Below are 25,263 nucleotides of genomic sequence, written 5' to 3'. Positions count from 1 at the left end.
TTTGCTGGTTCAGCTAACAGAGTCAACTGGCGAGGTAATGACAAAACGGGACTTTGGTTAAACGAGGGCACTAAACTACAAAACTGCGATTGGCTTAACCAGTATAAAAAACGCCGGCGGCTAAAAGCAATCCGATCGGACCAGACAATCAACCCCATTTTTGTATTCGGAACGCAAGTTTACTATACGGTAAAAGCGTAAATAAATACAGCGTTTATACGGTGGTCACTACGTACTAATACGCTTGCATTTCGTTGGCCGAATAGGCTAGTTTGGTCCTGATTTTCAGTGCTGTAGATGAGTATGAAACGAAGCCCGGATGAGCCGGATAACAAAGCCGCCAGGCGACTTGCCGAGTTACTAAAAGCCCGTGGTATCGAGCCTGTCGATGGTGAGACGCCCCAGGATGAGTCACCAGACCACGAGCCCGATCTACCAGATAACCCTGATTCACCCCCTAAACCCAATTCCGACCATGAAAGGACCATTTGATGCCGTTTTAGAGTCGACTGAAACGGCCAGTGTCGTAGCCAGACCTACCACCCCGCGCCCCGAAGGAGGTAAAGTACTGCAACGGCTACTGGCGTTTGCTGAAGAGCGTGACCTGCCCTTACTGATACCGGAATTGACTATTGTGGATAAGCCCAGGCGTCGGAAACGGGCAGATAGTGAGCGGGAGAGTGCCGTTGAGGGCTTCGCTGGCAGTGGCTACGCGGAAGCGCTCATTGACGCCGCCGAAGCCCTGAACGCGCAACAACCAGTAGACACCAGGGAGTTTACAGAAGAAGCCGATTTCCTGGTTGGTGCCCCTGCCAGCCCGCCAACTGGAGTTGGGCCGCAATGGCGTTTTGTTGGTCCGACCCACATGACCAACGGGCAGACCTATGGTGAAAGCCGGGTGGCCGTGGCGGGGCGGGTATCAGCCATTGCTATTGATCCGTCCAATACGAATCACCTGCTTTGCGGGTCGGCGGGTGGGGGCTTGTGGGAAAGTTTTACCCGGGGGGCTAGCTGGGTGGCGCGAACTGATTATGCGCCTACGCTTACCATCGGTGCTATTGCGTTTACGCCCGGCGCACCGGCTACGGTCTACTGCGGTACGGGTGAAGGTAATTTCTATGCCTGGCTGGGGGCCGGACTGATGCGGTCGACGAACGGCGGCGCTACCTGGACCATGCATGCTACCACACCCTTTGTTGGACAGGGTTTCTACGACCTTGTTGTTGACCCGGCCAATGCCAGTCACCTGTTAGCGGCAACTACCAATGGACTTTATGAATCTGCCGACGCCGGACTAACCTGGACCGTTCGACGGGCCGACCGTTGCTGGGATCTATCGGTTCAGCCCGGTGGCGGTCCCTCGGCAGAAGTACTGGCGGCTTGTAGCGGCGGCTTGTTCCGGTCAACGAATGGCGGCACTACCTGGGCCGCCGTTGCCTTACCAAGCGCTCCCGCCGGGTTTTCTCGCCTTGCCGTTGCCATTGCGCCATCTAATCCAGGCGTGGCGTATGCGTTTGGCGCAAACGGGGCTACTGGCTATCTGTGGCGCCGGGCCACCGCTGGTGATACCTGGGCAGCCATCACGCAGCCGCCGGGCTTATCGACGGGGCAGGCGTGGTACGACTGGTTTCTGGCCGTGGCGCCGGATAATCCCAATCAGATTTATCTCGGAGCCATTGAAGCCTACTCAGGTACGTTGTCGGGAAGCACCTGGACGTGGATAACGATTTCCAATAAAACCGGTGATGATATCCACCCCGACCAGCATGCTATTGCTATTGACCCCGTTAACCCCAACGTGATCTATGTGGGCAACGATGGCGGCCTGTTTATGTCGCTAAACCGGGGCACGAGCTGGACATCGCTTAATCCGGGTCTGGGTATTGCCGAGATCGAATACATGGCACAGGATCACGGCTCGGCCCGCTGGCTGCTGGCCGGTACACAGGACAACGGCACTATCCGCTATACCGGGAGTAACGTCTGGGAGCACGTGGCCGATGGCGATGGTGGCGACTGCGCCGTGAACCGGGTGAGCCCCGATGTGGTGTTCCAGTCTTATTTTAATATGGGAATGGCCCGGTCGACGGTTAAAGGGAACTGGGGATCGTTCAGTTGGATTGGCCCGAACGTACCCCAGGGGTATAGCACACTATTTTATCCGCCAATGGAAGCCTGCAATGATACCATTGCACAGGCGGGGCAGAGTGTGTTTATATCGCGCAATAGGGGTACGAACTGGACGGAAATTGCGCTGCCTGCGGGTTTGCTCGCGTCGGCCATGAGCATGCCTACAGACGGGCGTTTGCTGGTTGGCACCACCTCAGGACGGCTGTTTGTGCTAACCTGGTCAGGTACGTCCTGGACAACTACTGAATTGACAAGCCCACGTACGGGCGCCAATCTAAGCGACGCCTACGTTGATCCAGCCAATGCGAATCGAATCTGGGTGACCTACACTGCCCGAACGGGTGGGCGGGTTTTCCGATCATCGGATGGCGGCACTACCTGGACTGACTGTAGCGCCGGTTTACCGCAATTGCCTGTCAATGCGATTGAAGTGCAACCTGGTAACGCCAATCGGGTGTGGGTGGCGGCCGACGTTGGTGTGTACCAATCCCTCAATGCGGGTGCCACCTGGCAGCCGTTTGCCAATGGGTTACCCAACTCGCTGGCTGTCGATCTCCTGTATCACCCAAATGCCCGCCTCCTGCGCGTTGGGCTACGTAACCGGGGTGTGTGGGAAATTCAGGTCGACGGCCCGCTCGCCAATCCCGTCTGTGGGGTACAATTTACTGGTAGCCTTACGGCCAATCAGACCCGGAAGTGGTTCACCTTCCGCTGGCCTGCCACCTGGCATGTCATCTGGACCGTGATGCCCACCAATCCGCTACCCGGCAACCCCCAGGTAAAGTGGAATGTAGAGGTGGAACGGGCCGATGCCGAGTATGCTACCTACTGGATTTCGGTAACGAATCTAACGGCGTCGCCCATCACGTTTGAAGGGCGGTATGCGATCCTGAGCTACTATTAAGTCTCCCCCTAAACCAACATCATTACCCATGAGCACCGGCGTACAATTCACGGGCACCCTTGCCCCCAATCAGTCTTTACGCTATTTCACGTTCAACTGGCCCACAACCTGGCACGTGGTCTGGTACGTTATGCCCACAACCCCAAAACCTGGCAACCCTGAGCTTGACTGGGAAGTGGCTGTTGAGCGGGCAAACGCAACGCAATGCACCTACTGGATCACCGTCAAGAACCTGACAACGTCGTCGGTGACATTTGAAGGACGATATGCTATCATGAATGCCTAAACCACATCTTTTATGCGAATCATTATTGAGTTAGACGACGAAAAGCAACTAACCCTGAACCCGGCTGAAAAGGGGAATCTGTCTGGCAATTTTATGCCCGCCGCCAATAACCAGCCCATTGAGGCTGTGGATGGTGGGGCCGCCCCGATGGGCCAGTCGCCGGTAACGGAAAATGCGGCCCTGACAACGTCGGATGCGACAATTATTGATGGCGGTTCTGCCCCGATGATACCTACTTCCTAAGCCCGAACGTATATGAGACTGTTCATTGAATGCCTGCCTTATGTGGGCGGGCTGCTCATTGGTCTGTACCAGTCGAGTAGAGTCAGCCCGCCATTGCCTGTCTGGCGACTACTGGGACTATGTTTACTAGTTGGATTATTCGTCAATCGATTAAGTGGCGAGGCTTTCCCGTTGGTTCTTGTTGATACGGGAGTAGTAGTGGCAACGGCCCTGGTGGCCTATTATGGTCGCCGGGGGCTATCTGGCTACTAGGTACGTTACGGCGTTGGAAGCCGGCTGGCCGCCCAGGATACCAGTTGCCAGTTGGCTTTCTTCCGGCCGCCTGTTGGTTTATTATGCCATACGTCGGTATAGATCATGGTGATTGGCGTGGGTTTTTCTGCGATCAGCAACAGTACCTGAGCGCGACCCGTCAGAATCGCAACCGGACCGTAGAACCGGACGGTTACGCTGTCGGTATCAATGCGCTGGTAATTCCACCGGCCGATGGCAAGACTGTGCATGAACTCCTTTTTGGTTTCCACAATGCCGCTCGAATGCGTATAAAGCAGATCGTCGGCCAGTAACTGGTTCAGGGTCAAGCTATCCTTCTGGATTTGGGCGACAAATCGCTGCGCATCGAGCGACTTAAGCAGGTTGTGGCGAGGCGATTGAGCAGAGCAGGTGAGCGCAAGCAGGCAGTAGCCGATGAGCAACACGGGGCGGACAAACATGGTGGGCGAATTAGCAGGTAGACCCTAAAAAGGCCTAAACGCCTGACTTCTACGCACCCTAAAAACGTAGCTCGTGGTAGCTGGCTGGACTGATTATCGATTAGTGCCGTAAAATAGCAACGCTACCCAACGAAATTAAACGACGAACTGTTTTGGATTCAGGCACAAAAAAGTGGCGCTCAGGCGTTTGTCCGTTCAATCCGGTCAAACATCTGAGCGCCACTGATAGTACTGCGTTGGTTTATTCCCACTCAATCGTAGCAGGTGGCTTCGACGAGATATCGTAGACGACGCGGTTCACCCCTTTTACCTTGTTAATGATTTCGTTGGAAATGTCGGCCAGGAATGAGTAGGGGAGGTGCGCCCAGTCGGCCGTCATACCGTCGACGCTGGTCACGGCCCGGAGCGCCACCACGCGTTCGTAGGTACGTTCGTCGCCCATGACGCCCACACTTTGAATCGGCAATAGCATGGCGCCAGCCTGCCAGACCTGATCATACAGCCCTTCGCGTTTCAAGCCGTTGATAAACAGCGCGTCTACCTCCTGGAGAATCGCTACTTTCTCGGGCGTAATGTCGCCCAGAATGCGGATGGCCAGGCCAGGGCCAGGGAACGGATGCCGACCCAGAATAAATTCGGGTAAGCCCATCGACCGGCCAACGGCACGTACCTCGTCTTTGAAAAGCGTGTTCAGCGGCTCCACCACCTTCAGCTTCATGAAGTCGGGCAGCCCACCCACGTTATGGTGCGACTTGATGGTGGCCGACGGACCTTTCACCGATACCGACTCGATCACGTCGGGGTAAATGGTACCCTGACCAAGCCAGCTTACATCTTCGATCAGGTGTGATTCCTGATCGAACACATCGATAAACGTTTTGCCGATGGCTTTACGTTTTGCTTCGGGGTCGGTCAGGCCGGTCAGGGCAGTGTAGAACTGCTGTTGCGCATCAACACCTTTCACGTTGAGTCCCAGCGTTTTGTAGCTATCCAGTACACCCTGGAACTCGTCTTTCCGGAGCAGGCCGTTATCGACAAAAATGCAGTACAGATTAGGCCCGATTGCCCGGTGAATGAGCATGGCTGCTACCGACGAATCGACGCCGCCAGACAGGCCAAGCACTACCTTGTCGTCGCCAATTTTAGCTTTCAACTCGGCAACTGTGGTATCGACAAACGAATCGGCGGTCCAGTTTTGCGAACAGCCACACACATCCACTACGAAGTTATGCAAGAGTTGTTTGCCTTGCAGCGAGTGCGTCACTTCGGGGTGGAACTGAATCCCGAATGTGTCTTCACCACGTACCTGGAAAGCGGCGACCCGCACGGTTTCGGTGGAGGCGATAACCTCAAAATTGTCAGGAATCTGGGTGATCGTATCCCCATGCGACATCCACACCTGCGAATGCTGGTCGATGCCCTGCATGAGGCGATTCAGCGCATCGACAGTGCCCAGGCGCGCCCGGCCGTATTCCCTGATCGAGGAGGGTTGTACCTCACCGCCACTGCTTTGCGCCAGTAGCTGGGCTCCATAGCAAACGCCCAGTAAGGGCATCTTGTGGCGGAACGCCGCCAGATGTACGGTGGGTGCATCGCTGTCGCGAACCGAGCAGGGGCTACCCGATAGGATAACGCCTTTTACATCGGGCGAAATGGGAGGGAGGTTATTGTACGGGTGTATTTCACAGTACACATTCAGTTCACGTACCCGGCGGGCAATCAATTGGGTGAACTGTGAACCAAAATCGATAATCAGAATCTGTTCGGCGGCCATCGTTAGTTTCTAAAGCACAAAGTTACACCAAATTGCCCCACCCGCCGAAACGGGCCTGATTATTGAACCTTGGTTTCACGATGGGCAACTCATTTCCCACGCTTTGCTACCGGAAATGAGCTGCCTAATTGCCTGATTACTAGCATCAGGACCCTTAGTCAAACGTTTCACTCAAACCATTATGAAAATCATGACCTCTGAATCATTCTTCGATGCCCTGTCGATGCCTTTCCCCAAAAGTGTGGAAAAAAATACCCCATCGAACAACAACCAGAAATTGCTGATTCCATTCTTCGACCGTAAACGCACTGTATCTGTCGACGAAATTGTTCGGCTCGAAGGTTCAGGCAACTACACCAATTTTTACCTGAAGGATGGCACAAAAATGCTGGTATCGCGGACATTGAAAGAATACGAAACATTGCTCGACGGACAAGCTTTTGTGCGCGTTCACAAGTCGTGCATTGTTAACCTGAGTTTTGTGCGTAAGTTTTTTGTTAAAAAAGAAGGTGAACTCGAACTAGCCGACGGACAACAGGTGAAAATTTCCCGTCGTCGTGCCCAAATGTTCGTTGATCGCATTCGTGATTATAGCCCTGCTTTGATAAACTAGGTTCTACACAACTTCGTCAACAGATTTACCCGAACCGGGTTAGCGTAGTACTAGCTGCGCTAACCCGGTTTTTTGCGTATTTTAATTCGCACTACCGTTTGATAAAGAGTACGTAGAACTACGTGATCGGGTGAGGGGATACACGTAAAAATAGAACAACTTATTTGTTTATATAATTGATAGTCAAGTAGTTAATATAGTTTTTGATGTCTATACATTGAATTGGCTTTTTAGGAAACGGTAGGCTCCCCGTAGTTTTGAGTCAGTCAAACAGCCAATCTCAACCACTCCTGTATAACTATCCCAAAGCTATGGAAGCCAAATTTTTAACGCCACCAACGCCAGCAGTAACGCCACACTATCCTGCTTCGTACACCCGTAACGCGCACCGAATCGCTCTTCCGTACCTGAATCGTACGGTGATGGTTTCTGTTGATGACATCGTTTGTTTGGAAGGAGAAGGAAATTATACCTTCATCCACACCCGCGACCGCCGGAAATACCTGGTGTCTAAAACACTGAAAGAATTCGAGAAAACGCTCGATAGCAGCATTTTTATCCGCATCCATAAATCGAATATTATCAATCTGGCTTACGTGCAACACGGCGTGTTTGCCCGGGACCGAATCATTCGGATGGCCGACAATCGGGAGGTAACCATTTCGCGCCGCCGGATGCGTGAAATCACCCAACTGATGAATCAATATCAGGAGTTTTTGAACTAAGCTATTACGTAGCCTCACAAAAAAGCCCGGTTTCAGATCTGAAGTCGGGCTTTTTTGTGAGGCAATTGCCTGATGCGTATAGCAGCTAACGTTAGAAAATCTTGTAGGCAAGCGTAATCTGCCACGCTTTAGACCGCTGGCTGAAATTGCCACCGCTGGTATTGACCTGCGCCACATCTGACAGATTACCCTGATAGCGAACATCCAGCCCGAGGCTACCCAGATCCAGCCCACCACCGATCTGATACCCGTACCAGGCTTTCGACCAGGCGTCGTTCAGTGTGCTTGATGTATACTGTTTCAGAGCGTCGCTCAGACCCGCGTTATTGTCGATGCGGAACGACGCCATTGGACCCACCATAAACCGTAGGGGGCCACCTTTCAGACCGAGCAGCACAGGTACGTCGAAACTGGTTGTCTTGATCGTTACATTCTCGGTAACGCCATTCCGAACCACATCGAACTGCCCTTCCTGCGTGGTGTACATCAGTTCTGGCTGGAGAAAGAGGTTCTTCCCAAAGCGGGTATAGATACCGAACGACGTACCTGTACGACTTTTATAACTGTCAGAAATGTTGTCGCGGAGCGTCTGGCCATTTACGTCGACCGTTGGCGAGCCGTTTGCATTTGTGCCAGCGTTGGCAAATGGGCCAAACGTTAGTTTTGATAGGTTTACGCCTCCTTTAACGCCAATTTGAAATCCCTGCGCATAAGTTAGTGCAGGCAGTATGGCGATGGCGAGGCCGAGCAGGATTGTCTTCATGGACGTGCTGGTGTTCTTCATTTGATGTAGGGGATTAACGGGAATACAGCCCCGAAACGCTCAAAAATCAACTATTTCTGAGCCAACGGCGTTGTTTTGGTACGTAGTTGTCAGGTATCAATGATCGTTCCAACGGTGTTCATGAGCCACCGAAAGCCTACTCATTGTGTGTGTATACACCTTTGATTAACGACCGCTGTGACCGTTTAATGCCCATGCTAAAAAATGTTAATAGTTTACTGAATACTGTTCACTGAACCCCCGTGGCTAAAATTAAAACCTCGTATTTCTGTCAAAGTTGTGGTCATCAGTCGCCCAAATGGCTGGGCCGCTGTCCGGTATGTGGCGAATGGAATACCATCGTTGAAGAAGTGGTGCAGAAAGATGAGCCTGACAAAGGCGGCTGGCGGGTAACCACCGGCCCCGCCAAAATTGCGGCAAAGCCCAAGGCCATCCACGCCATCAATTACGAAGAGCAAGCCCGCACACTCACCGTCGACGAAGAATTGAACCGTGTACTGGGTGGTGGTATTGTGCCGGGCTCGCTGGTGCTAATTGGTGGTGAACCCGGCATCGGAAAATCAACGCTGTTGCTTCAGATTGCGCTGAGCCTCGCTGGCATGCGCGTACTGTATGTGTCGGGCGAAGAAAGTGAACAGCAGATCAAAATGCGGGCCGAACGCCTCGATGCCCCCACGAGCGACTGCCATATCATGACCGAAACGTCGACGCAGAACATTTTCCGGGTGGTCGAGCATTTCGAACCTGACGTGTTGATCGTGGATTCGATCCAGACCATGCACTCGTCGCTGGTCGAGGCGGGGGCGGGGAGCGTATCGCAGGTACGTGAGTGTACCGCCGAATTTATGAAATACGCCAAAGAGTCGGGGGTGCCGGTGTTTATGATTGGCCATATCACGAAGGAAGGCTCACTGGCCGGCCCTAAAGTGCTGGAACATATGGTGGATACGGTACTGACATTTGAAGGCGACCGCCACACGACCTATCGAATTCTGCGCACGACCAAAAACCGATTCGGCAGCACATCTGAACTGGGCATCTACGAAATGCAGGGTAGCGGTCTGCGCCAAGTATCGAACCCCTCGGAAATCCTGATTTCGCAGCGCGACGAAGCCCTTAGTGGCGTGGCCATTGGCTCCATGATGGAAGGGAACCGGCCGTTGATGATCGAGATTCAGGCGCTCGTGGGCGTAAGTACCTATGGTACACCCCAACGCAGCAGTACGGGCTACGACAGCAAACGACTACAGATGCTGCTGGCCGTACTGGAAAAACGCGGTGGTTTCCGCCTTGGGCAGCAAGACGTTTTCCTGAACGTGGCGGGTGGTTTGCGCGTAGAAGACCCGGCCATCGACCTGGCCGTTTGTGCGGCGATCGTGTCGAGTTATGAAGATATTGCCATTCCCACCACGGTAGCGTTTGCGGCCGAAGTTGGTTTGGGGGGCGAGGTACGTGCCGTTAGTCGCATCGAAGCCCGCATTGCTGAAGCACAGCGGCTAGGTTTCAAGCAGATATATGTATCGAAGTATAACCTGAAAGGACTGGATACCAGCCAGTTCAGCATACGAATTCATTCGGTAGCTAAACTCGATGAGGTGTTTCAGGGCGTGTTGAGTTAACAACAGCTTATACTGAAGTTGTTGTTAGTTAACATATGTCAAAAAAAGATCACATTGGTGTCAAACTTTATGCAAAAAAGTTTGACACCAATGTGATCTTTTTTTTATGTTTACGAACCCAAAGGTTAGTGTATTTTGGGCCTGTAGCTGTCAACAGTTATGACAGACTGGGGCTATCCGTTCACGTCAAATCGATTGTCTGTTATGAAACCTGTATTCCTGAAGCCGCTCTTCACGAGCCTGCCGATTTGTTTGGTCTGCGCCTGTACGGCTGCCGAACCAACACTCATCACTAGCACACCGATCACTATACCAACTTCGGTTACGCAACCCGCCGCTACCCTAAATGGTACTACTCCCCTTCGCCAGATAGACTCCTACTTTATAGACGGAGAAACTACTGCCCCGGTACGCCGATTTGCTCTTACTGATCTTCTTCCCGTTCCCAGTATTGCGGTCAATTATGGGGAGTTGGCACCTGCCGGGCAGCAACCTAAGCTGATGGCTTTTGGGGATGGGCTGGCAGCGGGCTGGCGCGATGGGGGCCTTTACCGGGAAGGGCAACTAACGGCGTTTCCTAACCTGGTTGCTCATCAGATGCGACTGGCAGAGTTTGCTTCACCGCTGTTCGCCGAGGCTCAGGGTAATGGTACGGGCTATGTGGTGTTGAGCCGCCAAACGCCTGGCCCACGCTGGAAGACAGTGATGAACGACCGGGGCATTGTGAAAGAAGGCGACCTGCCTGAGTTTATGCCCTATCTGGGAAAGACGCTTCACAACTGGGCTGTACCCAAGCTGACAAGAGCCGGGATGAGTGCTCCATATCTTTTCGACCCAAGTTCAATGAATCCAGAGACGGGTAAGAATTATAGCTATAGTAGCCCATACTTACTACGTATGTTGCCAGACATTGATCGCTCCAATGATACGTATTTTGATCTAATGCTTGGACGGCTAAATAAGAATACTTGCGACATCGCTTTGTTTACTTTCGAGTACGATTACTGGTTTTATGAGTTGCTGAAGCATGCCAGTTACCAAATAGGGCTAAGAGAATCACATACATCAAGTGCTCCTTTGGCAACACTGATGGCCAATAAGGCAACCAATGCCGGTGTGAAATCGGTGGTTTATACGATACCTCACTTTAAAGACTTGGCTTTTTTCACTATTTACAAAGCAAGTGCGATTGAAAAGAGTCTGCCTTACATATCTTATTCATATGGAAACGGTAACAAAACGGCAAGTACTGAGGCTATCTTTTTACCCAACAAGACTACAGCTAAATTATTCGACGATGCTCGAACTGGAAATATAGTCAGCGCACGGCTTAGCGAATTGGATGTTATTGATGGTATTGTATTGGAGATGTCTTCACCAGCCATGTATAACAGCCGTATTCGTAAAGATGCTGAATTTACGAAAGCAGTAGTGGTTGATTTAGAGATGTTGTATGCTCGAATTGCAGCCGGAACATATATTACAGACGATGGCCTGAAGATAGACGGGTCAATTACAGGTAATTTCTTTTCCTCGGATGGTATCTATCCGTCTCTGATCGGGCACTCGGTAATCGCTAACGAAACAATTAAGGCGATCAATAAAGCCTACAAATCAGAGATACCCCTTATTAAGGTTAGCCTACTAACTGGCAAGTAGGCTTCAGACGCTTTTTATCCACCTGTCGTTTGCCGAAGAGAATCCTCCGCAAACGACAATTTACACACACTTTCTGATGAAACTATTTCTCGCCTGCGTGCTCTGCTGCACGCTGATAGGGCCATCGTATGCCCAGATGTCTCTATCGCACCCCATCAATCGGGCTGTTTATCAACGTAACTCGTCGGGTAATGCAACGATCCCCATTGCCGGTCAGCATATTGGTAGTATTCCGTCACGATATGGTATCGAGTATTCTATTGACCGAATCAGTCCGGTTAACGGTTCATATCAGTATAATGCTGTCTATTGGACCAGTGTTGGCAATCAGAACCCAGCTTATGGGCTCTATAACACTACTGTTAACTTACCTACCGGCTGGTATGCCATTACGGTTCGTGCCTATGATAATCTCACTGATCAGGATATTTCTTCGGCAACTACCAAATTTGGCGTGGGCGATGTGTATGTTATCGCTGGTCAGTCGAATGCACAAGGGGCATCAACAACGTTACCTTCAGAAACAGAATATGATGCCGTATCAAGATCGATAGCTTCTCGGGCGTGTGAGATGGATTACCCGCCTTACCCAACACTGGGAGTACTATACAACAATGCTATTGTTGGGCCAAGTGGCAATAATCAGTGGTGTTGGGGCAATGTAGGCAGAAGGCTGATTGACAACGGTGGAGCACCGGTTGCCTTTTTTAATGCAGCACAGGGTGGGTCTACCATCGAGAACTGGAGCAGCAGTGCCGCTAATCAGGCAACCTCTAACTTTTATATTGGTGGGCAATGGTGTGGGACGGGGCACATTGGCCAACCCTACAAAAGTTTCCGCGATTGCCTGAATTTCTATGGGTCTACGTTTGGCATCAAAGCCGTGCTCTGGCATCAGGGCGAATCAGATAATGAGACTTATGGATCAAGTCTGAATAAGACATCTCAAACGGATTATACCAGCCGGTTGGAAGCTGTAGTGAACGCGTCCAGAAACGACTTCAATGCTGGGCTGAACTGGCTAGTCTCTGATGTGTCATTCAACGGAAACAGTTCGCCCACCACCCGGGCTGATGTGACAAATGCTCAGGCAGCCGTGCGTAGTGCAAAAAGTCTAACCAACGGGGCAGATACCGATATGTATGGAACGGCATACCGTAATACAACCGATTTAGTACATTTTGATAATCTGCGTTCTAATGGTATCATAGCACTTGGGTATAGCTGGTATCAGAAACTGACAGCCAACTCTGGTGCGGCCATTACCGCCAATACGCCGCCAACACTAAGTGTCGCTGCTTCTGGGTCTCAATTTATCATCAGTGCATCAGGAAATTATGATGACTACTATTGGGTTGATGGTAGCAGTTATGGCCCTCATCTCAATAATTATTATACCACTGGCTCCTCCATTACCGTATCCAAAGGCGGTACATATCTCTGCTATGGCCGGAAGGGAAACACATATACGCCATCCCAATGGTTCAACACAGGGTGTAGCACATGTCGGCGCAGAAATGGTGACTGGGATGAATCAGAAGTTGGAGTTAGCCTGAGTATATCGCCTAACCCGGTACAGCGTGATGCCGTCATTACATTCTCCCTCCCCACTACCAATCAGGTACGTCTGGAACTGATTAGTCAGTCCGGCCAAATTCTGTCCAGCGTAGCGAGTGGTCAACACGCTAAAGGGACATATACGTACCCAGTTTCAGCGGAGCGTCTAATCCCATCGGTATACTACTATCGCCTCACAGTGGGTGATCTGGCTATTACCAAAAAGATGCTGAAAGCGGACTAGCCTTTGGGTTCTCTACGCCTCCTCCGTCTGCAACTGCTTGTCGTACAGTTCGCGGTAGATGCCGCCGAGGGCCATCAGGTGTTCGTGGGTGCCCTGTTCCCTGACCTCGCCATTGTCGAGCACGATGATTTTGTCGGCTAGTTTGGCCGAGGAAACGCGGTGCGAAATGATCACCGACGTGCGATCAGCCATGATGCGGCGGAGGTTGTTCAGAATGATGTTTTCTGTATTGGTATCCACCGCTGACAGGCAATCGTCGAGGATCAGGATTTTTGGGTCGCGGGCAATGGCGCGGGCAATGCTCAGGCGTTGCTTCTGCCCGCCCGACAGGGTGATGCCCCGTTCGCCGATGCGCGTCTCAAAGGTTTCCGGGAATGCCGCGATGTTATCGGTCAGGTCGGCGTCGTCGATGGCGCGCAGAACACGTTCCTGCGGCATGTCGGGTTTGCCAAATCGAACGTTGTTGCTGATCGTATCCGAAAACAGGAATACATCCTGCGGAACGTACCCCATCTGCCCGCGAAGGTGGCCGAGGTCGTAGTCGCGGATAGGTACGTTGTCGATCCTGATTTCGCCCGCCGACGCATCGTACATACGCATCATCAGGTTGGCCAGGGTGCTTTTGCCCGAGCCGGTAGTGCCCAGGATCGCTACGGATTCGCCCGCCTGCACATCCATCGAAAAGTCTTTCAGCGCCACAATGCCGGTGTCGGGGTACACAAACCGAACGTGCTCGAATGTGAGCCGCCCCGTGATTTCGCGGGTAATATTCTTTGCTGAAACCAAGCTCGTTTTGATCGCCATAAACTCGTTGATACGCTGTTGCGACGCTGCCGCCCGCTGCGTTTGGCTGGTTGTCCAGCCGAGGGCCATTACGGGCCAGGTAAGCATGTTTACGTACAGAATGAACTCGGTGATGTTACCTGCCGTCAGCCGACCGGCCAGCACTTCCTGCCCACCTACATACACGACGAGCACGTTGCTGAGGCCAATCAGCAGCACCGACATAGGTTGCCATAACGCATCGACCATCGTGAGGCGGAGCGATTTTTCCTGGTATTTATTGGCTTCCCCCTCAAAGTTTTTCACCGAGTTGTCTTCCTGTACAAAGGCCTTCAGCACCCGAATGCCCGAAAACGCTTCCTGCACATACGTGCTCATCTGCGAGAGTGCCCGCTGAATCTCTTCGAAGCGTCTGATCACAATGCTTTCGACCAGGTAAATACCAACCGACAGAATAGGCAGCGGCAATAAAACATAGATCGTCAGACGAACGTTGATGCTGACCATGTAGCTGATTACCAGCACAAACAGCACCAGCAGGTTCATGCCATACATGATGCTGGGGCCCACGTACATACGCACTTTGCCGACATCTTCGGAGATGCGGGCCATCAGATCACCCGTGTTGTGTTGGCGGTAGAAAGCCAGCGGCAACGTCTGGTATTGATCGTAAATGTCATTCTTGAGGTCATACTCGATATGCCGCGACATAACAATCAGTGTTTGCCGGACCAGGAACAGGAAGAAGCCTTTCAGCAGCGCCAGGGCCAGTATCAACAGGCCATAGAGCGTGATGGTAAACGCGAAAATCTCGTAGAGTTGCGGCTGGAGGGACGTACCTGCGTAGAGGTAATAAATGTCGAGTGTTTCGCGAACCAAGTCTAATGCGTACCGGACCAGTTGGGCCGGAAAAATGCCAAAGAGGTTGGAAACGAAGGTGAAGACAATCCCCCAGATCAGATACCACTTATAGCGGGCAAGGTATTTATTGAGATGCGCAAGGGCACGTATGGTTTCCACAAATAAAGTCAGGTACGTTCGCTACAAGTAACGCGCAAACAGCCCGCCTAGGTTCGGATCAGGATAAAGCGCAGGAAGGGTTTCTGACAGGATTTACAGGATGAACAGGGTTTTTTCACAGAATCCATAGAGAAGAGAATCTTGTTCATCCTATAAATCCTGTCAGAAACCCTTCTTACACTTTATCCCCTTCAGGCCAACCGTTGATTTCTGGCTGAAAAAGCTGTACTTTTGCACCCGATTTCACGACAGTTCTTTTTCATCCCGGTAGTTTCAGACGGTTTTAGGCGGCTCTATGTTAAGCAGGCGATTACTCCGAATTAAGGTTATGCAGACGCTTTATGCGCTCCGGCAGGCCATCCAGTCCAATAAGCAACTCGCCCTCGACGGCATTAGCGACCAGTTTCAACCCGATCTGAATTCGATGAAGCCGCAAAATAAGCGGCAACTGGAAGGCTACCGGAAGCTGGCATCGCTGCTTTTCGAAGAAGCCCTGAAAACGGGTCAGACCGCACAGGACGAAGACGCGCCCAAATCGGTGATCGACGCGGCCAACTCAGCCCTTGTTTATTACCAGAATCGCTACCGGAAAGACCAGCAGTTCCTGGCTGGCCGCCTGCTCGAAGCGGTAAAAGACATTTACAGCGATTACCTCCGCATTTTGCAATTACTGGTCGAGTACGGCCACATGTCGCGCCTCGACAGTGAGCGGGTATTCCCCGACCCCGACGAAACGCCGTTTGTGTACGAGTCAGATCTGAGCCAGAACGTGGTTATCAGGGCATTGGCGGCGCATCAGCCATTGCAGACAGAACTGGTTCGCCGGGGTATTACCTGGGCTGATGACCTGGCATTCGTGCGAAAAACGTACCGTGAGGTGCTGAAAACCGACGAAACCGTGATTGCCTACTGCCTGAAGCATGACCACACGCCCGACGAAGATCAGCAACTGGTGCAGTATATTCTTCGGCAGATGGTATTTGCGAAAGACCCTAAAACGGACCCTAATGCCGAACTCAGCCCGAAGCAGCAAGCAGACCTTGAGGCGGCCACTAAGCGCCTGGTGATTCGGGATTACCTGTCGGAAATTGACCTGGCCTGGGCCGAAAACAGTGAGGTGGTGCGGGGTATGGCCATTCGTACCCTAAAGTCAACGCAGGCGATCACGGGCCTGACGCTGGAGCAACTGACCGACGACTGGGAGGCCGACGAACAGTTTTTGAACGAGCTATTCAACAATGCCATGCTGAATGATAGTCAGTATGAGCAGTTGCTGGGCGATCAACTAAAAAACTGGGAAGTTGATCGGGTAGCCATTCTCGACCTGATTATTATGAAACTGGCTGTCTGCGAAATGCTTACGTTTCCAGGCATACCGGTTAAAGTAACAATTAACGAATACATCGATATGGCAAAGAGCTACAGCACGCCCAAAAGCGGTACCTTTGTCAACGGAATTTTAGATAACTTGTCGGCCAAATTAACCGCCGACGGGACACTCCGAAAGAGTGGCCGTGGTTTGATCGATAACAAATAAGGAGGGTATGGCAGCGTGCGCACAGCCGGTCGATCTGGCAACGTACCTGCACTAACCACTGACAACTAACGACTAACGTAATGAGCAGATCAGGACGTGATTTGGCGTTTTTCCTAACCGGAATAGCCACAGGAACTATTGTAGGCCTTTTGTATGCCCCTGAAAAAGGCGAGATCACCCGCGACCGGCTATCATACCGGCTTTCCAAGTACCGGGAGCAACTCGAACAGGTACTGAACGAGTTGATGAACTCATCTGAGTTGCCCGAGAACTTTCAGAAATCAGAAGGGCAGCGCGTTGTGAATGATGCCCGCGAAAAAGCGGAGCGTCTGCTGGAAGATGTTGACCGATTGATGGCCCAAATTAAACAACAGGGCGCATAAGCTGCCATAACTATGACCTATTCATTGAGTCGGATGAGCTTACTGGCGGCACTGCTTGTGGGTTTACTTGGGCAAAGCGGCTGTAGTAACAAACGCGATGGTAATGGCCAGCCTGTTGGCGAGCAAAACGCCATTGCGGGTAAAGGAGCCAAAATCGAGTTTGTCGAGAAAGGAATTCATGACTTTGGGCAACTGACAGAAGGCGACACCGTCGAATACCTCTATAAATTTGTCAATAAAGGCGAGTTGCCGCTGGTGATCAACAACATCACGGCCTCCTGCGGTTGCACAACGCCCGACTGGCCCCGCGAGCCGGTGGCGCCCGGTGAAGAGTCGGCTGTTCGGGTACGTTTCAATAGCCGGGGTAAGCAGGGCGAACAGCACAAGACGGTAACCGTTTATGCCAATACCGAGCCGGCTACGACGAATATTGAATTCAAGGTGATGGTCAACCCCAAAACCGACACGGCAAAGAAAGCCAACTAAGCCTTACTTCCACCGCCCGTTGCCGCCATTTTGGGCCGTAACGGGCTTTTTATCTCCCAAACACAATGCACACGGTATTGGCGCAAGCCACCAGTCAGATTCCTCAGGGTATATTCACGTTCGCCCTGTGGGGTGGCGTGTTGGCGGTCATGTATTTCTTCATGATCCGGCCACAGCAGAAAAAAGCAAAAGATCAGAAGAACTTCGTCAGCAGCATGAAAAAGGGCGATTCGGTGGTGACCATCGGCGGCTTGCACGGTAAAATTGCATCGGTAGATGCGACTACCGTTACGCTGGAAGTAGATCGCGGCACCAAGCTGACGTTCGAGAAATCGGCCATCTCACGGGAAGCGACAGTAAAGCCTGACGGGGAGAAAACCTTGTAATAAACTTGTCATTAGTGGTCAGTTGGCTTTGTCGTCATTACTTGTCATTCGTAGTAGAAATGATCAATGACAAGTAATGACGGCAAAGCCAACTGACAGCGAAACGCACTGACCATTTATCCAAAGAATGAACGCTGAGGTAAACGTACCCAAACAGCCATTTAATCCGGGCAAGTGGCTGATCTGCTTTGTTGGTGCTGGCTTATTCTGGATCATGAACGCCCTGAATAAAGAAGGGTATTCGCTGAATGTTGAATACCCGGTTCACTTCCAGTTCAACGATCTGGAATATATCCCGACGACTGCCCTGCCCCGAACAGTTCGGGTCAATGTATCGGGCGATGGGTGGGATTTACTCCGTCTATCCTGGCTTCCCTTTCGGACAGAGCCGGTCAATTATGCAGTGAATAACCCGATGCGGGCCTCAATCATCAACACCTCGGCCATGACCGCCGCACTGGCTGATCAGGTTAAAAGCCTGAAAGTGAATTATGTAGTGGCCGATACACTCGAAATTAATTTTGATCATCGGATCACAAAGACAATTCGCCTGATTCCCGACAGTACACATATCGACTTGCTGCCCCGCTATGTAGTGTCGAGCGTGATCAATCTAACGCCCGCTACCATAACCGTTCAGGGACCGGCCCGTCTGTTAAGGGGATTCAGCGATACGTTGCTGGTTAAAATTCCTGGCCGTCGGGTTGCTGCAAACTACGACGAAGAACTGCCCATAACGGCTTACAAACATCCGCTGGTACAGCGTAGTTCCGATAAGGTATTTGTCAGCTTTGAAGTGGGCGAATTACTGTCGCCCTTACCTTCCGACAATAAAAAAGGTAACCGGTAACCAGAATCCTGTTGCCACAAAAATGGCTTCTCCTGCACAGGAGAAGCCATTTTTTACGACTAGACAAATCGAATTAGTATTACCTGGTAAATCTGGATTTGATCAATCCCTGCTTCTTGAGGCTCACATACACACCCAGGTTATCGGGGTATAAGTCGCCTTTATCGTAGGCGAAGGTGGTGCTGAGCACCGAACCGCCAAGCCAGTCCAGTTGCGAGACAAGTCCCAGGAAACCCGAAAACTGAGTTGCCGAGATAGGCTCATCATACGTACCTGCGTTCTGGCTGTACGAGAACCTGCCCGTGAAGCCAATCCCTGGTGCCACCGAGCCAGCCAGACCAATATGGTACACGTGTACCCGGTTATTATTGGTGAAGAAAGCACCCGGAAAACTAGCAGGCAAATCGGTTGCCGGGGCAATAAACGGCGTACCAATCGTACGCCCATGTGTCGACCAGCCATCGCGGTATTGACCGTGATTGAAGTAGTTGTCGCGGCCTCGCTTGTTAGGATCGCTCTCGGTGAATTCACCCCCTCCCTGGCTATACGTATTCAGGAATTCCAACACGGCCTTATCGAACCGGAACCCCCGCTGGTAGGGCCGTTTATTCTGGATCTTGATGCCGTTGAGGCCATCTTCAATATTGATGAGGTAAAACAGCGACCCGTCTTCATAAATACTTTGCCGGTAAAGCAGCACATCGAACGAACGAGCCCGGATGGTCATGCCAAGATCGATCGTGCCCAGGTGATTACCGATCCGGTTACCGGCATCGAAGGGGCTGTATTTGGTGGTGTCGACCCGGCGATTGCCCAGGCTGTTGCCCAGCGCAATGTCTATGTAGTCATGAAAACTGGCCGGAAGCTGGCTATTGCGGATGAATTCACCGGGAAGCGTTTCGTTATTTCCGCCCCATTGTACCTGGTGATTCATGCCACCATAGAAGGCCACTTTCCAGTTTGATTTGCCTAAGCGGAGGTAAAGCGCCTTCTGATGCAGCATCGACCCTTTAATGAATCGATCGTATTCAAACCAGCCCTGTGCCCAGAAAGCATTGATGGCCAGCGCTTTGCCAAGTGGCCGCCAGCCGTCTGTACCGAATTGGATTTTCAGCGGCGGCAGAGCGTTGCCCGACCAGATGTAGGAGCCGGAAGACACGGTTGAATCGACCAGGCCAATGATCTCGCGACGACGACCCGCATATAATTCTATACCCCGGTATTTCACTTTTGCGTAGGCTTCGGGTAGAATAAAAGAGACGTCACGGTTCAGGTTCGCACTGTTAAGGACCATATCAACGCCCCAGCCCCAGTCTACGCGTCGTCGAACCGCCCGAAGGCTGTCGATTTTTGTTTTTGGGGAGCCGTAATAGTCAACCCGAAGCCCGCCGCGAAGCGTTACGACGGGGGAGAAACTGGCCGCATCGGTTCTGGGAACGATGCCGTACTGGTTGGCCCGTTGCCAGAATGGAATCTCGCCCTGAACGGGCAGGTAGCTACCCAGTTCTAGCTGATAGCCAACGGGTTTGCGGGTTTGGCCAGCCGCTGTGAGGCTACAGAGGACTAGCAGGAGTAGAAGCCGCATGGAACTATTTTTCGATAAGATAGGTAATGGCGAGTACGTATTGCTCAACAAAGAGCAAGTTATAAGCGGTTGATTGGTAGCTGGTTAGCTAACTGCGCACGTTGGTTTTTTGGTCCTGTCCAAATCAGTCATGAGTAGGCGATGAGGGTGGTACAAAATCCAGGCCAAAGGGCTGGTCGATGCAGGACGGAACGGTCGGCTCGCTGAGTAATTCGATAAATGACCCCAATCTGCTTTTTGAGTGGGTAAAATGACTCAGTCGGGCATTGACTTTTCGAGCCTGTGGCCATACATAAATCGACCAAAAAAGTGCCGTGCGGGGCGTAAACTGTCGGAAGGCCGTCAATATTGACCTACCTTTGTTTAGCTGATTCGATCACCTGCCTGCCGCGTTACCACATGCGATTCAGGAAGTGGTCGGTGACGGCAAAAAAGTATGTCAACAACCAGAAAACCTGGTGGCCTGCGATCTGGCAGCCGGTGATCCCTGAGTAGCCTGCTGCCAGGGCTGGATGCGTACTTAACCAATTGACGGTCATTCATAAATAAGTAACGTTCTGCACAAATGGAACAACCCAATAACGACGAGCTGCTGCGAATCATCGATTTGCTCAACACCACATACGAAGGCGAAGAAGCCTGGCATGGCCCTTCGCTGGCCGAAGTCATGCGTGATGTAACGCCCGACATGGCTAGCCTCCGAATTTCGCCCAACACCCACTCGATCGCCGAGCTGCTGTTCCACATGACAAGCTGGCGGATCTTCTGCGTGAAAAAAATGCAGGGTGATGGCGAATTCGATATTCTGACGCCAGAAAAGAACTTTGGTCAACTGCCCGAAAAAATTGATGATTTCGAGTGGGAAGCCCTGCAAATGGAATTGAGCCTGAGCCAGGAAGAATTGATCAATGAACTCGACAAGCGCGACGACGACGAGTTTCTCGAAGAAATCGTGCCTGGTCGCGACTATACGTACTATGATCTGCTGCACGGGATCATCAACCACGATATCTACCACGGCGGTCAGGTGATGATTCTGAAAAAAGCACTGACATTCAAAGCCGCGGGGGCCAGCCGTTTCCGCGATGACGACGATGATTTCGGCTCATCTTATGAGCGTGAAGATTATTACTAGATTCAATGATCAGTTATCAATGATCAGACTTGCCTGGGTACGTTCCAGTACACAAAGTAGGCGCTCTTCAGCGGAACCATTGATAACTGATAATTGACATTGTTAATTGACGTTAACATTTCTGCCGCTTGCCAACTCAATTACATCGAACAGATTCTGCTTCGCTCGCCGCACCGTCGTTATATACGTTGCCATTCTGGCTGCTGTGTCTGAGTAACTTTCTATTTTCGGCCAGCTTCTCGATGATGATTCCCGAGCTGCCCGACTACCTGACCAGGCTCGGTGGCCGTGAATACATCGGGCTAATCATTGCGCTTTTTACGCTAACCGCAGGCATCTCCCGGCCATTTAGCGGTAAAATCACCGACACCGTGGGGCGCGTGCCCGTCATGGCCTTTGGCTCGGTGGTCTGCTTCCTCTGCGGGTTGCTCTATCCTTATCTGATCACGATTGCTGGTTTCCTGACCCTCCGTCTGGTTCATGGTTTCTCGACGGGCACCAAACCCACCGCCACCTCTGCCTACGTGGCCGACGTGGTTCCAGCCGACCGGCGGGGCGAGGCTATGGGCGCACTGGGCCTGTTCACCGCGACGGGTATGTCGCTGGGGCCGGTAATTGGTAGTTTTCTGGTGAATAATGCCAGCATGAATACCATGTTCTATACCTCGTCGGGCTTCGCACTGATGTCGATTGGTATTCTGTTACGCCTACCCGAAACGCTGGAGAACCGGCAGCCCTTCCGGTTCAGCCTGTTCAAGCTTCGCTCCGACGAATGGTTCGACATGGGAGTATTGCCGCCTTTTTTCGTGCAACTGCTTAATTCATTCGCGTCGGGCGTGGTCATTATTCTGGCCCCGGCCCTTAGCCAATCGGTGGGCGTGACCAACAAAGGCTGGTTTTTTGCCGTGTACACGCTGGCGTCTCTGGTGGTACGTCTGCTGCTTTCCAAATCGTCGGACCGGTATGGGCGGGTGCCCGTCATGATCGGCGCCACGTCGGTACTGGCGGTGGCAATGCTCATGCTGGCGCTAACCAATTCCGTAAGTTTATTTTACGCTTCGGCCATCGTGTATGGTATGGCCTGGGGAATGAACTCACCGACGCTGCAAGCCTGGGCCGTTGACCTTAGCGACGAAGCCACCCGTGGCCGCGCGATGGCTACGCTCTACATCGCCCTGGAGTTGGGCATCGGCTTAGGTGCGCTGGCGGCGGGCTGGTTCTTTACGCACATGGCGGCGCAGGCGCTCACCGTAGCCTTTAGCATTTCGGGAGGGTTAGCGGTGTTGGGCGTAGTGTATTTATTTACAGTGAAGTCTAAAGTCTACTGAGGTGTATTGACGTTCAATGCCTAAAGGCCAATGTTTAAAGCTGCTTTGCTTTACAGCCATCAGCGGAGCAACTTTGGCCCTTGGACTTTAACGATTAAACGTCAGGCTTCACACTCAATCTCAATTCCAATGATTCGTATTTTTCAGCAGGATGAAACCGCCGTACGAAAGATTCGGGATTTCGACTCATTTCAGGATACGGAACGTACACTTTGGGTGGACCTCCAAAATCCGACGCCCGACGAGATAAAAAGCGTGGAGGATAAGTTCGACGTTAGCTTTCAGTCGCAACAGGAGCAGGCCGAGATCGAAAGTAGTTCGCGCTACATCGAAGAAGAAGACCTGCTGGTGGCTAACTCCAACTTCCTGATTCCCACCCGGAACCACGAGTACAAGACGGTACCGGTCAATTTTCTGCTGAAAGATGATGTGCTGTTCACCTATCGCTTCGCCGATCTGAAGTCGTTTGCTGATATGGTGAAGAAGATCAAATCGAAACGGGCTGTTTTCAGCGATGGTGCCCAGATCATGATTGCCATCTTCGAATCCCGAATCGATTATGACGCCGACCTGGTTGAATCGCTCTCGTCGCGGGTGAAGGAGATTAACAAGCAGCTCGACCTCGATTCGAAACTGGATCGGGAAATGCTGCTGTTGATCAACGATTACCAGGAGCTTACCATGTCTATTCGGGAGAATGTGGTTGATAAGCAGCGTGTTATTTCGGCCATGATCCGGTCCAACGGCTGGTTTACGTCGGAAGAGCAAACCCGATTACGTACCGTGATCAAAGACATCAATTCGCTGATCGATCATACGAATTTTATCTTCGAGCGGCTCGAATTCCTGCAAAATACTTTTCTGGGTCTGGTGAATCTGGAGCAGAACAACATCATCAAAATATTCACCGTATTATCGCTGGTGCTGTTGCCGCCCACGCTCATTGCCAGCATTTACGGCATGAATTTCGCCAACATGCCGGAGGTAGGCTGGAAATACGGGTACGCCTTCGCCCTGGGCCTGATGGCCATTTCGTCGGGCCTGACGTACTATTTCTTCAAGAAGAAAAACTGGTTGTAACGAGCGGTCAGGTACGTTCCTGGCTGTAGTCAACTTCACGCGCCACCAGCACCTTTGCCGTAACAAGCAACTGACCCACATGCCGCATGGAATGTTCAGCGGCGTGGAAGAGTAATCCACCAACGGTTGAAGGGAGGCCAGCGCGGCCAACGGGGCGGAAATCGGGCAACGTACCTGGATCAACCGTGCTCAGGTACGTTACCGTGCGCTCGGTCTGGGTACGTAGTTGCGCAAGCAGATCGGCAACGGTTTGCGGCCCATCGCCTGGCTTGCCTTCCTGTTTCAGGTACGCAAATTGCGCTTCCGATAGGGCTTCGTGACGGGCGTAGGTGAGCATGCGGTCCTGAACGCCCGCTATATGGTGCAGGTGAAACCCCACCGAAGCCAGTCCGGCGGGGCGTTCCCAGAGCAACGTACCTGGGAAATCAATTAGTGCGTTTTCAGCGTCGAGGCAAACCTGCAACAGGGCGTGAGCAGCGGGTTGTAGCAGCGCAGGTACGTTTGGCAGTGGCCCCCGCAGCCATATTTCGGGTTGATTCATGGGGAATAGTTAATGTTTAACGTTTGAGCATGAACGTTAAACTTTTACCGTATACAAGCCGTTTCCTAAGTATATGGAAACGCTAGAAAAAATCCGTAAGGCATACACTGAGTACGTCCTTGAAAACGGCAAACAACCCACCTCCGTCTTCCAGTTCGCCAAGAAGCTGAAACTCTCAGAAGCCGAATTCTACGACTATTACGCATCCTTCGACGGCATTGAAGCCGATGTATGGCTCGCCTTTTTTGCCGATGCGAAAAAGGCCGTCGAAGCCGATGACACGTATCAGGCGTATTCGGTTCGCGAGAAACTGCTGGCGTTCTACTACACCTGGATCGAAATGCTGAAAGCCCAGCGCAGTTTTGTCGTCTATAGCTACGGCAGGCTGAGGAACACAGCCGACGACATGGCTGCTGCGTCGCCAATTGGCAAGGCAGGCATGATGGGACGTAGGCAGACGAGGAATCCACAGGTACTGATGCCTTTCAAGGAGGCCTTCTATGATTTCGCACGCGATTTGCTGGCCGAAGGCCGCGAAAGCCGCGAAGTAGAACCGCGCCCCTTCCTGACCGACCGTTATCCGAACGCCCTCTGGACACAAACTCTGTTCATCCTGGATTTCTGGGTACGTGACGCCAGCAAAGGATTCGAGAAAACCGATACAGCCATCGAAAAATCCGTCAACACAGCCTTCGACCTTATCGGTCGCTCACCCCTCGATACCCTGTTCGACTTCGCCAAGTTTGCCTATCAGAATCGATAATAAATAGTACGCGGGTTGGGCGGATTAACCGGATTTGCGCAGATTCTTGGATTAAAACAGATTTGCTTTGTTCCAGTCTGAAGAATCTGCTTAAAGCTAAAAAATCTGTGTACATCCGTTTTATCCGCCTACTCC

At 51.9% G+C, this 25,263-nt stretch carries 25 protein-coding genes; 19 read left to right on the top strand and 6 right to left on the bottom strand.

Going from position 1 to position 25,263, the window contains the following annotated elements:
- Window positions 1-303: 303 nt before the first annotated feature.
- The 5 genes from ACFE8Q_RS06020 to ACFE8Q_RS06000 are packed head-to-tail and all read left to right on the top strand — an operon-like array spanning window position 304 to window position 3,815.
- Window positions 304-492, top strand: coding sequence for a hypothetical protein (locus ACFE8Q_RS06020; RefSeq protein WP_375444467.1), 189 nt, complete (start codon window positions 304-306; stop codon window positions 490-492).
- Complete coding sequence (locus tag ACFE8Q_RS06015; protein ID WP_375444466.1) at window positions 476-3,034, top strand: WD40/YVTN/BNR-like repeat-containing protein; 2,559 nt, start codon at window positions 476-478, stop codon at window positions 3,032-3,034. Before ACFE8Q_RS06020 ends, ACFE8Q_RS06015 begins: the two co-directional genes overlap by 17 nt.
- 28 nt (window positions 3,035-3,062) lie before the next feature.
- The gene (locus tag ACFE8Q_RS06010) at window positions 3,063-3,320 is read left to right on the top strand and encodes a hypothetical protein (RefSeq protein WP_375444465.1); all 258 of its coding nucleotides are present in this window, start codon (window positions 3,063-3,065) and stop codon (window positions 3,318-3,320) included.
- 12 nt (window positions 3,321-3,332) lie between these two features.
- Window positions 3,333-3,563, top strand: coding sequence for a hypothetical protein (locus ACFE8Q_RS06005; protein ID WP_375444464.1), 231 nt, complete (start codon window positions 3,333-3,335; stop codon window positions 3,561-3,563).
- A gap of 12 nt (window positions 3,564-3,575) precedes the next feature.
- Entirely contained in the window at window positions 3,576-3,815 is a 240-nt protein-coding gene (locus ACFE8Q_RS06000; protein WP_375444463.1) for a hypothetical protein, read from the top strand.
- 5 nt (window positions 3,816-3,820) lie between these two features.
- Here ACFE8Q_RS06000 and ACFE8Q_RS05995 read toward each other — a convergent pair whose 3' ends face one another.
- The gene (locus ACFE8Q_RS05995) at window positions 3,821-4,276 is read right to left on the bottom strand and encodes a nuclear transport factor 2 family protein (protein WP_375444462.1); all 456 of its coding nucleotides are present in this window, start codon (window positions 4,274-4,276) and stop codon (window positions 3,821-3,823) included.
- A gap of 241 nt (window positions 4,277-4,517) precedes the next feature.
- Window positions 4,518-6,050: a glutamine-hydrolyzing GMP synthase gene (gene guaA, locus ACFE8Q_RS05990; RefSeq protein WP_375444461.1), complete on the bottom strand. Its 1,533-nt coding sequence runs from the start codon at window positions 6,048-6,050 to the stop codon at window positions 4,518-4,520.
- A 181-nt stretch (window positions 6,051-6,231) separates the two neighbouring features.
- Here guaA and ACFE8Q_RS05985 point away from each other — a divergent pair, with 181 nt between their 5' ends.
- Complete coding sequence (locus ACFE8Q_RS05985; RefSeq protein WP_375444460.1) at window positions 6,232-6,663, top strand: LytR/AlgR family response regulator transcription factor; 432 nt, start codon at window positions 6,232-6,234, stop codon at window positions 6,661-6,663.
- 311 nt (window positions 6,664-6,974) lie between these two features.
- Window positions 6,975-7,388 (top strand): LytR/AlgR family response regulator transcription factor, encoded by a 414-nt coding sequence (locus ACFE8Q_RS05980; RefSeq protein WP_375444459.1) that lies wholly within the window; start codon window positions 6,975-6,977, stop codon window positions 7,386-7,388.
- A 91-nt stretch (window positions 7,389-7,479) separates the two neighbouring features.
- On the opposite strand, the gene ACFE8Q_RS05975 is transcribed toward ACFE8Q_RS05980, so the two are convergent.
- Window positions 7,480-8,172 carry an outer membrane beta-barrel protein gene (locus tag ACFE8Q_RS05975; RefSeq protein ID WP_375444458.1) on the bottom strand — a complete coding sequence of 231 codons (693 nt, stop codon included), beginning with the start codon at window positions 8,170-8,172 and terminating at the stop codon, window positions 7,480-7,482.
- A 242-nt stretch (window positions 8,173-8,414) separates the two neighbouring features.
- Between ACFE8Q_RS05975 and radA the strand changes: the two genes are divergently transcribed.
- The 3 genes from radA (at window position 8,415) to ACFE8Q_RS05960 (ending at window position 13,251) form a co-directional block, all read left to right on the top strand.
- Window positions 8,415-9,791 (top strand): DNA repair protein RadA, encoded by a 1,377-nt coding sequence (gene radA, locus ACFE8Q_RS05970; RefSeq protein ID WP_375444457.1) that lies wholly within the window; start codon window positions 8,415-8,417, stop codon window positions 9,789-9,791.
- 204 nt (window positions 9,792-9,995) lie between these two features.
- Window positions 9,996-11,450, top strand: coding sequence for a hypothetical protein (locus ACFE8Q_RS05965; protein ID WP_375444456.1), 1,455 nt, complete (start codon window positions 9,996-9,998; stop codon window positions 11,448-11,450).
- A gap of 76 nt (window positions 11,451-11,526) precedes the next feature.
- The gene (locus ACFE8Q_RS05960) at window positions 11,527-13,251 is read left to right on the top strand and encodes a sialate O-acetylesterase (protein ID WP_375444455.1); all 1,725 of its coding nucleotides are present in this window, start codon (window positions 11,527-11,529) and stop codon (window positions 13,249-13,251) included.
- 12 nt (window positions 13,252-13,263) lie between these two features.
- Here ACFE8Q_RS05960 and ACFE8Q_RS05955 read toward each other — a convergent pair whose 3' ends face one another.
- Window positions 13,264-15,045, bottom strand: a complete 1,782-nt coding sequence (locus ACFE8Q_RS05955; protein WP_375445139.1) for an ABC transporter ATP-binding protein — start codon at window positions 15,043-15,045, stop codon at window positions 13,264-13,266.
- 337 nt (window positions 15,046-15,382) lie between these two features.
- Here ACFE8Q_RS05955 and nusB point away from each other — a divergent pair, with 337 nt between their 5' ends.
- From nusB to ACFE8Q_RS05930, 5 genes are all read left to right on the top strand, one after another.
- Window positions 15,383-16,591 (top strand): transcription antitermination factor NusB, encoded by a 1,209-nt coding sequence (gene nusB / locus ACFE8Q_RS05950; protein WP_375444454.1) that lies wholly within the window; start codon window positions 15,383-15,385, stop codon window positions 16,589-16,591.
- A gap of 80 nt (window positions 16,592-16,671) precedes the next feature.
- Complete coding sequence (locus tag ACFE8Q_RS05945; RefSeq protein ID WP_375444453.1) at window positions 16,672-16,974, top strand: YtxH domain-containing protein; 303 nt, start codon at window positions 16,672-16,674, stop codon at window positions 16,972-16,974.
- 12 nt (window positions 16,975-16,986) lie between these two features.
- Complete coding sequence (locus ACFE8Q_RS05940; RefSeq protein ID WP_375444452.1) at window positions 16,987-17,460, top strand: DUF1573 domain-containing protein; 474 nt, start codon at window positions 16,987-16,989, stop codon at window positions 17,458-17,460.
- 65 nt (window positions 17,461-17,525) lie between these two features.
- Entirely contained in the window at window positions 17,526-17,846 is a 321-nt protein-coding gene (gene yajC, locus ACFE8Q_RS05935) for a preprotein translocase subunit YajC (protein WP_375444451.1), read from the top strand.
- A 127-nt stretch (window positions 17,847-17,973) separates the two neighbouring features.
- Entirely contained in the window at window positions 17,974-18,696 is a 723-nt protein-coding gene (locus ACFE8Q_RS05930) for a hypothetical protein (protein WP_375444450.1), read from the top strand.
- 79 nt (window positions 18,697-18,775) lie between these two features.
- Here ACFE8Q_RS05930 and ACFE8Q_RS05925 read toward each other — a convergent pair whose 3' ends face one another.
- Window positions 18,776-20,281 carry a capsule assembly Wzi family protein gene (locus ACFE8Q_RS05925; protein WP_375444449.1) on the bottom strand — a complete coding sequence of 502 codons (1,506 nt, stop codon included), beginning with the start codon at window positions 20,279-20,281 and terminating at the stop codon, window positions 18,776-18,778.
- A 565-nt stretch (window positions 20,282-20,846) separates the two neighbouring features.
- Between ACFE8Q_RS05925 and ACFE8Q_RS05920 the strand changes: the two genes are divergently transcribed.
- From ACFE8Q_RS05920 to corA, 3 genes are all read left to right on the top strand, one after another.
- Window positions 20,847-21,416: a DinB family protein gene (locus ACFE8Q_RS05920; protein ID WP_375444448.1), complete on the top strand. Its 570-nt coding sequence runs from the start codon at window positions 20,847-20,849 to the stop codon at window positions 21,414-21,416.
- Between the two features lie 128 nt (window positions 21,417-21,544).
- Entirely contained in the window at window positions 21,545-22,744 is a 1,200-nt protein-coding gene (locus ACFE8Q_RS05915) for an MFS transporter (protein WP_375444447.1), read from the top strand.
- A 129-nt stretch (window positions 22,745-22,873) separates the two neighbouring features.
- Window positions 22,874-23,824, top strand: coding sequence for a magnesium/cobalt transporter CorA (gene corA / locus ACFE8Q_RS05910; protein ID WP_375444446.1), 951 nt, complete (start codon window positions 22,874-22,876; stop codon window positions 23,822-23,824).
- Window positions 23,825-23,831: 7 nt separating this feature from the next.
- On the opposite strand, the gene ACFE8Q_RS05905 is transcribed toward corA, so the two are convergent.
- Window positions 23,832-24,365, bottom strand: coding sequence for a DinB family protein (locus ACFE8Q_RS05905; RefSeq protein WP_375444445.1), 534 nt, complete (start codon window positions 24,363-24,365; stop codon window positions 23,832-23,834).
- A gap of 73 nt (window positions 24,366-24,438) precedes the next feature.
- On the opposite strand from ACFE8Q_RS05905, the gene ACFE8Q_RS05900 reads away from it, so the two are divergent.
- Entirely contained in the window at window positions 24,439-25,128 is a 690-nt protein-coding gene (locus ACFE8Q_RS05900) for a TetR/AcrR family transcriptional regulator (protein WP_375444444.1), read from the top strand.
- Window positions 25,129-25,263 lie beyond the last annotated feature (135 nt).

The sequence above is a fragment of the uncultured Fibrella sp. genome, from assembly GCF_964250085.1.
In the GTDB taxonomy this organism is placed as follows: domain Bacteria; phylum Bacteroidota; class Bacteroidia; order Cytophagales; family Spirosomataceae; genus Fibrella.
The sequence above is the reverse complement of the archived record's forward strand: the minus strand, read 5'-3'. Positions and strand labels throughout refer to the sequence as shown.

Excerpts from the sequence above, each read along its gene's own strand:
- guaA (WP_375444461.1), bottom strand. The coding sequence starts at position 6,050 with ATGGCCGCCGAACAGATTCTGATTATCGATTTTGGTTCACAGTTCACC.
- ACFE8Q_RS05965 (WP_375444456.1), top strand. The coding sequence starts at position 9,996 with ATGAAACCTGTATTCCTGAAGCCGCTCTTCACGAGCCTGCCGATTTGT.
- ACFE8Q_RS05975 (WP_375444458.1), bottom strand. The coding sequence starts at position 8,172 with ATGAAGAACACCAGCACGTCCATGAAGACAATCCTGCTCGGCCTCGCC.
- ACFE8Q_RS05945 (WP_375444453.1), top strand. The coding sequence starts at position 16,672 with ATGAGCAGATCAGGACGTGATTTGGCGTTTTTCCTAACCGGAATAGCC.
- nusB (WP_375444454.1), top strand. The coding sequence starts at position 15,383 with ATGCAGACGCTTTATGCGCTCCGGCAGGCCATCCAGTCCAATAAGCAA.
- ACFE8Q_RS05920 (WP_375444448.1), top strand. The coding sequence starts at position 20,847 with ATGGAACAACCCAATAACGACGAGCTGCTGCGAATCATCGATTTGCTC.
- ACFE8Q_RS05995 (WP_375444462.1), bottom strand. The coding sequence starts at position 4,276 with ATGTTTGTCCGCCCCGTGTTGCTCATCGGCTACTGCCTGCTTGCGCTC.
- ACFE8Q_RS06000 (WP_375444463.1), top strand. The coding sequence starts at position 3,576 with ATGAGACTGTTCATTGAATGCCTGCCTTATGTGGGCGGGCTGCTCATT.
- ACFE8Q_RS06020 (WP_375444467.1), top strand. The coding sequence starts at position 304 with ATGAAACGAAGCCCGGATGAGCCGGATAACAAAGCCGCCAGGCGACTT.
- ACFE8Q_RS05925 (WP_375444449.1), bottom strand. The coding sequence starts at position 20,281 with ATGCGGCTTCTACTCCTGCTAGTCCTCTGTAGCCTCACAGCGGCTGGC.
- ACFE8Q_RS05905 (WP_375444445.1), bottom strand. The coding sequence starts at position 24,365 with ATGAATCAACCCGAAATATGGCTGCGGGGGCCACTGCCAAACGTACCT.
- ACFE8Q_RS05985 (WP_375444460.1), top strand. The coding sequence starts at position 6,232 with ATGAAAATCATGACCTCTGAATCATTCTTCGATGCCCTGTCGATGCCT.
- corA (WP_375444446.1), top strand. The coding sequence starts at position 22,874 with ATGATTCGTATTTTTCAGCAGGATGAAACCGCCGTACGAAAGATTCGG.
- ACFE8Q_RS06015 (WP_375444466.1), top strand. The coding sequence starts at position 476 with ATGAAAGGACCATTTGATGCCGTTTTAGAGTCGACTGAAACGGCCAGT.
- ACFE8Q_RS05940 (WP_375444452.1), top strand. The coding sequence starts at position 16,987 with ATGACCTATTCATTGAGTCGGATGAGCTTACTGGCGGCACTGCTTGTG.
- ACFE8Q_RS05930 (WP_375444450.1), top strand. The coding sequence starts at position 17,974 with ATGAACGCTGAGGTAAACGTACCCAAACAGCCATTTAATCCGGGCAAG.
- ACFE8Q_RS06005 (WP_375444464.1), top strand. The coding sequence starts at position 3,333 with ATGCGAATCATTATTGAGTTAGACGACGAAAAGCAACTAACCCTGAAC.
- ACFE8Q_RS05900 (WP_375444444.1), top strand. The coding sequence starts at position 24,439 with ATGGAAACGCTAGAAAAAATCCGTAAGGCATACACTGAGTACGTCCTT.
- ACFE8Q_RS05980 (WP_375444459.1), top strand. The coding sequence starts at position 6,975 with ATGGAAGCCAAATTTTTAACGCCACCAACGCCAGCAGTAACGCCACAC.
- ACFE8Q_RS06010 (WP_375444465.1), top strand. The coding sequence starts at position 3,063 with ATGAGCACCGGCGTACAATTCACGGGCACCCTTGCCCCCAATCAGTCT.
- yajC (WP_375444451.1), top strand. The coding sequence starts at position 17,526 with ATGCACACGGTATTGGCGCAAGCCACCAGTCAGATTCCTCAGGGTATA.
- ACFE8Q_RS05960 (WP_375444455.1), top strand. The coding sequence starts at position 11,527 with ATGAAACTATTTCTCGCCTGCGTGCTCTGCTGCACGCTGATAGGGCCA.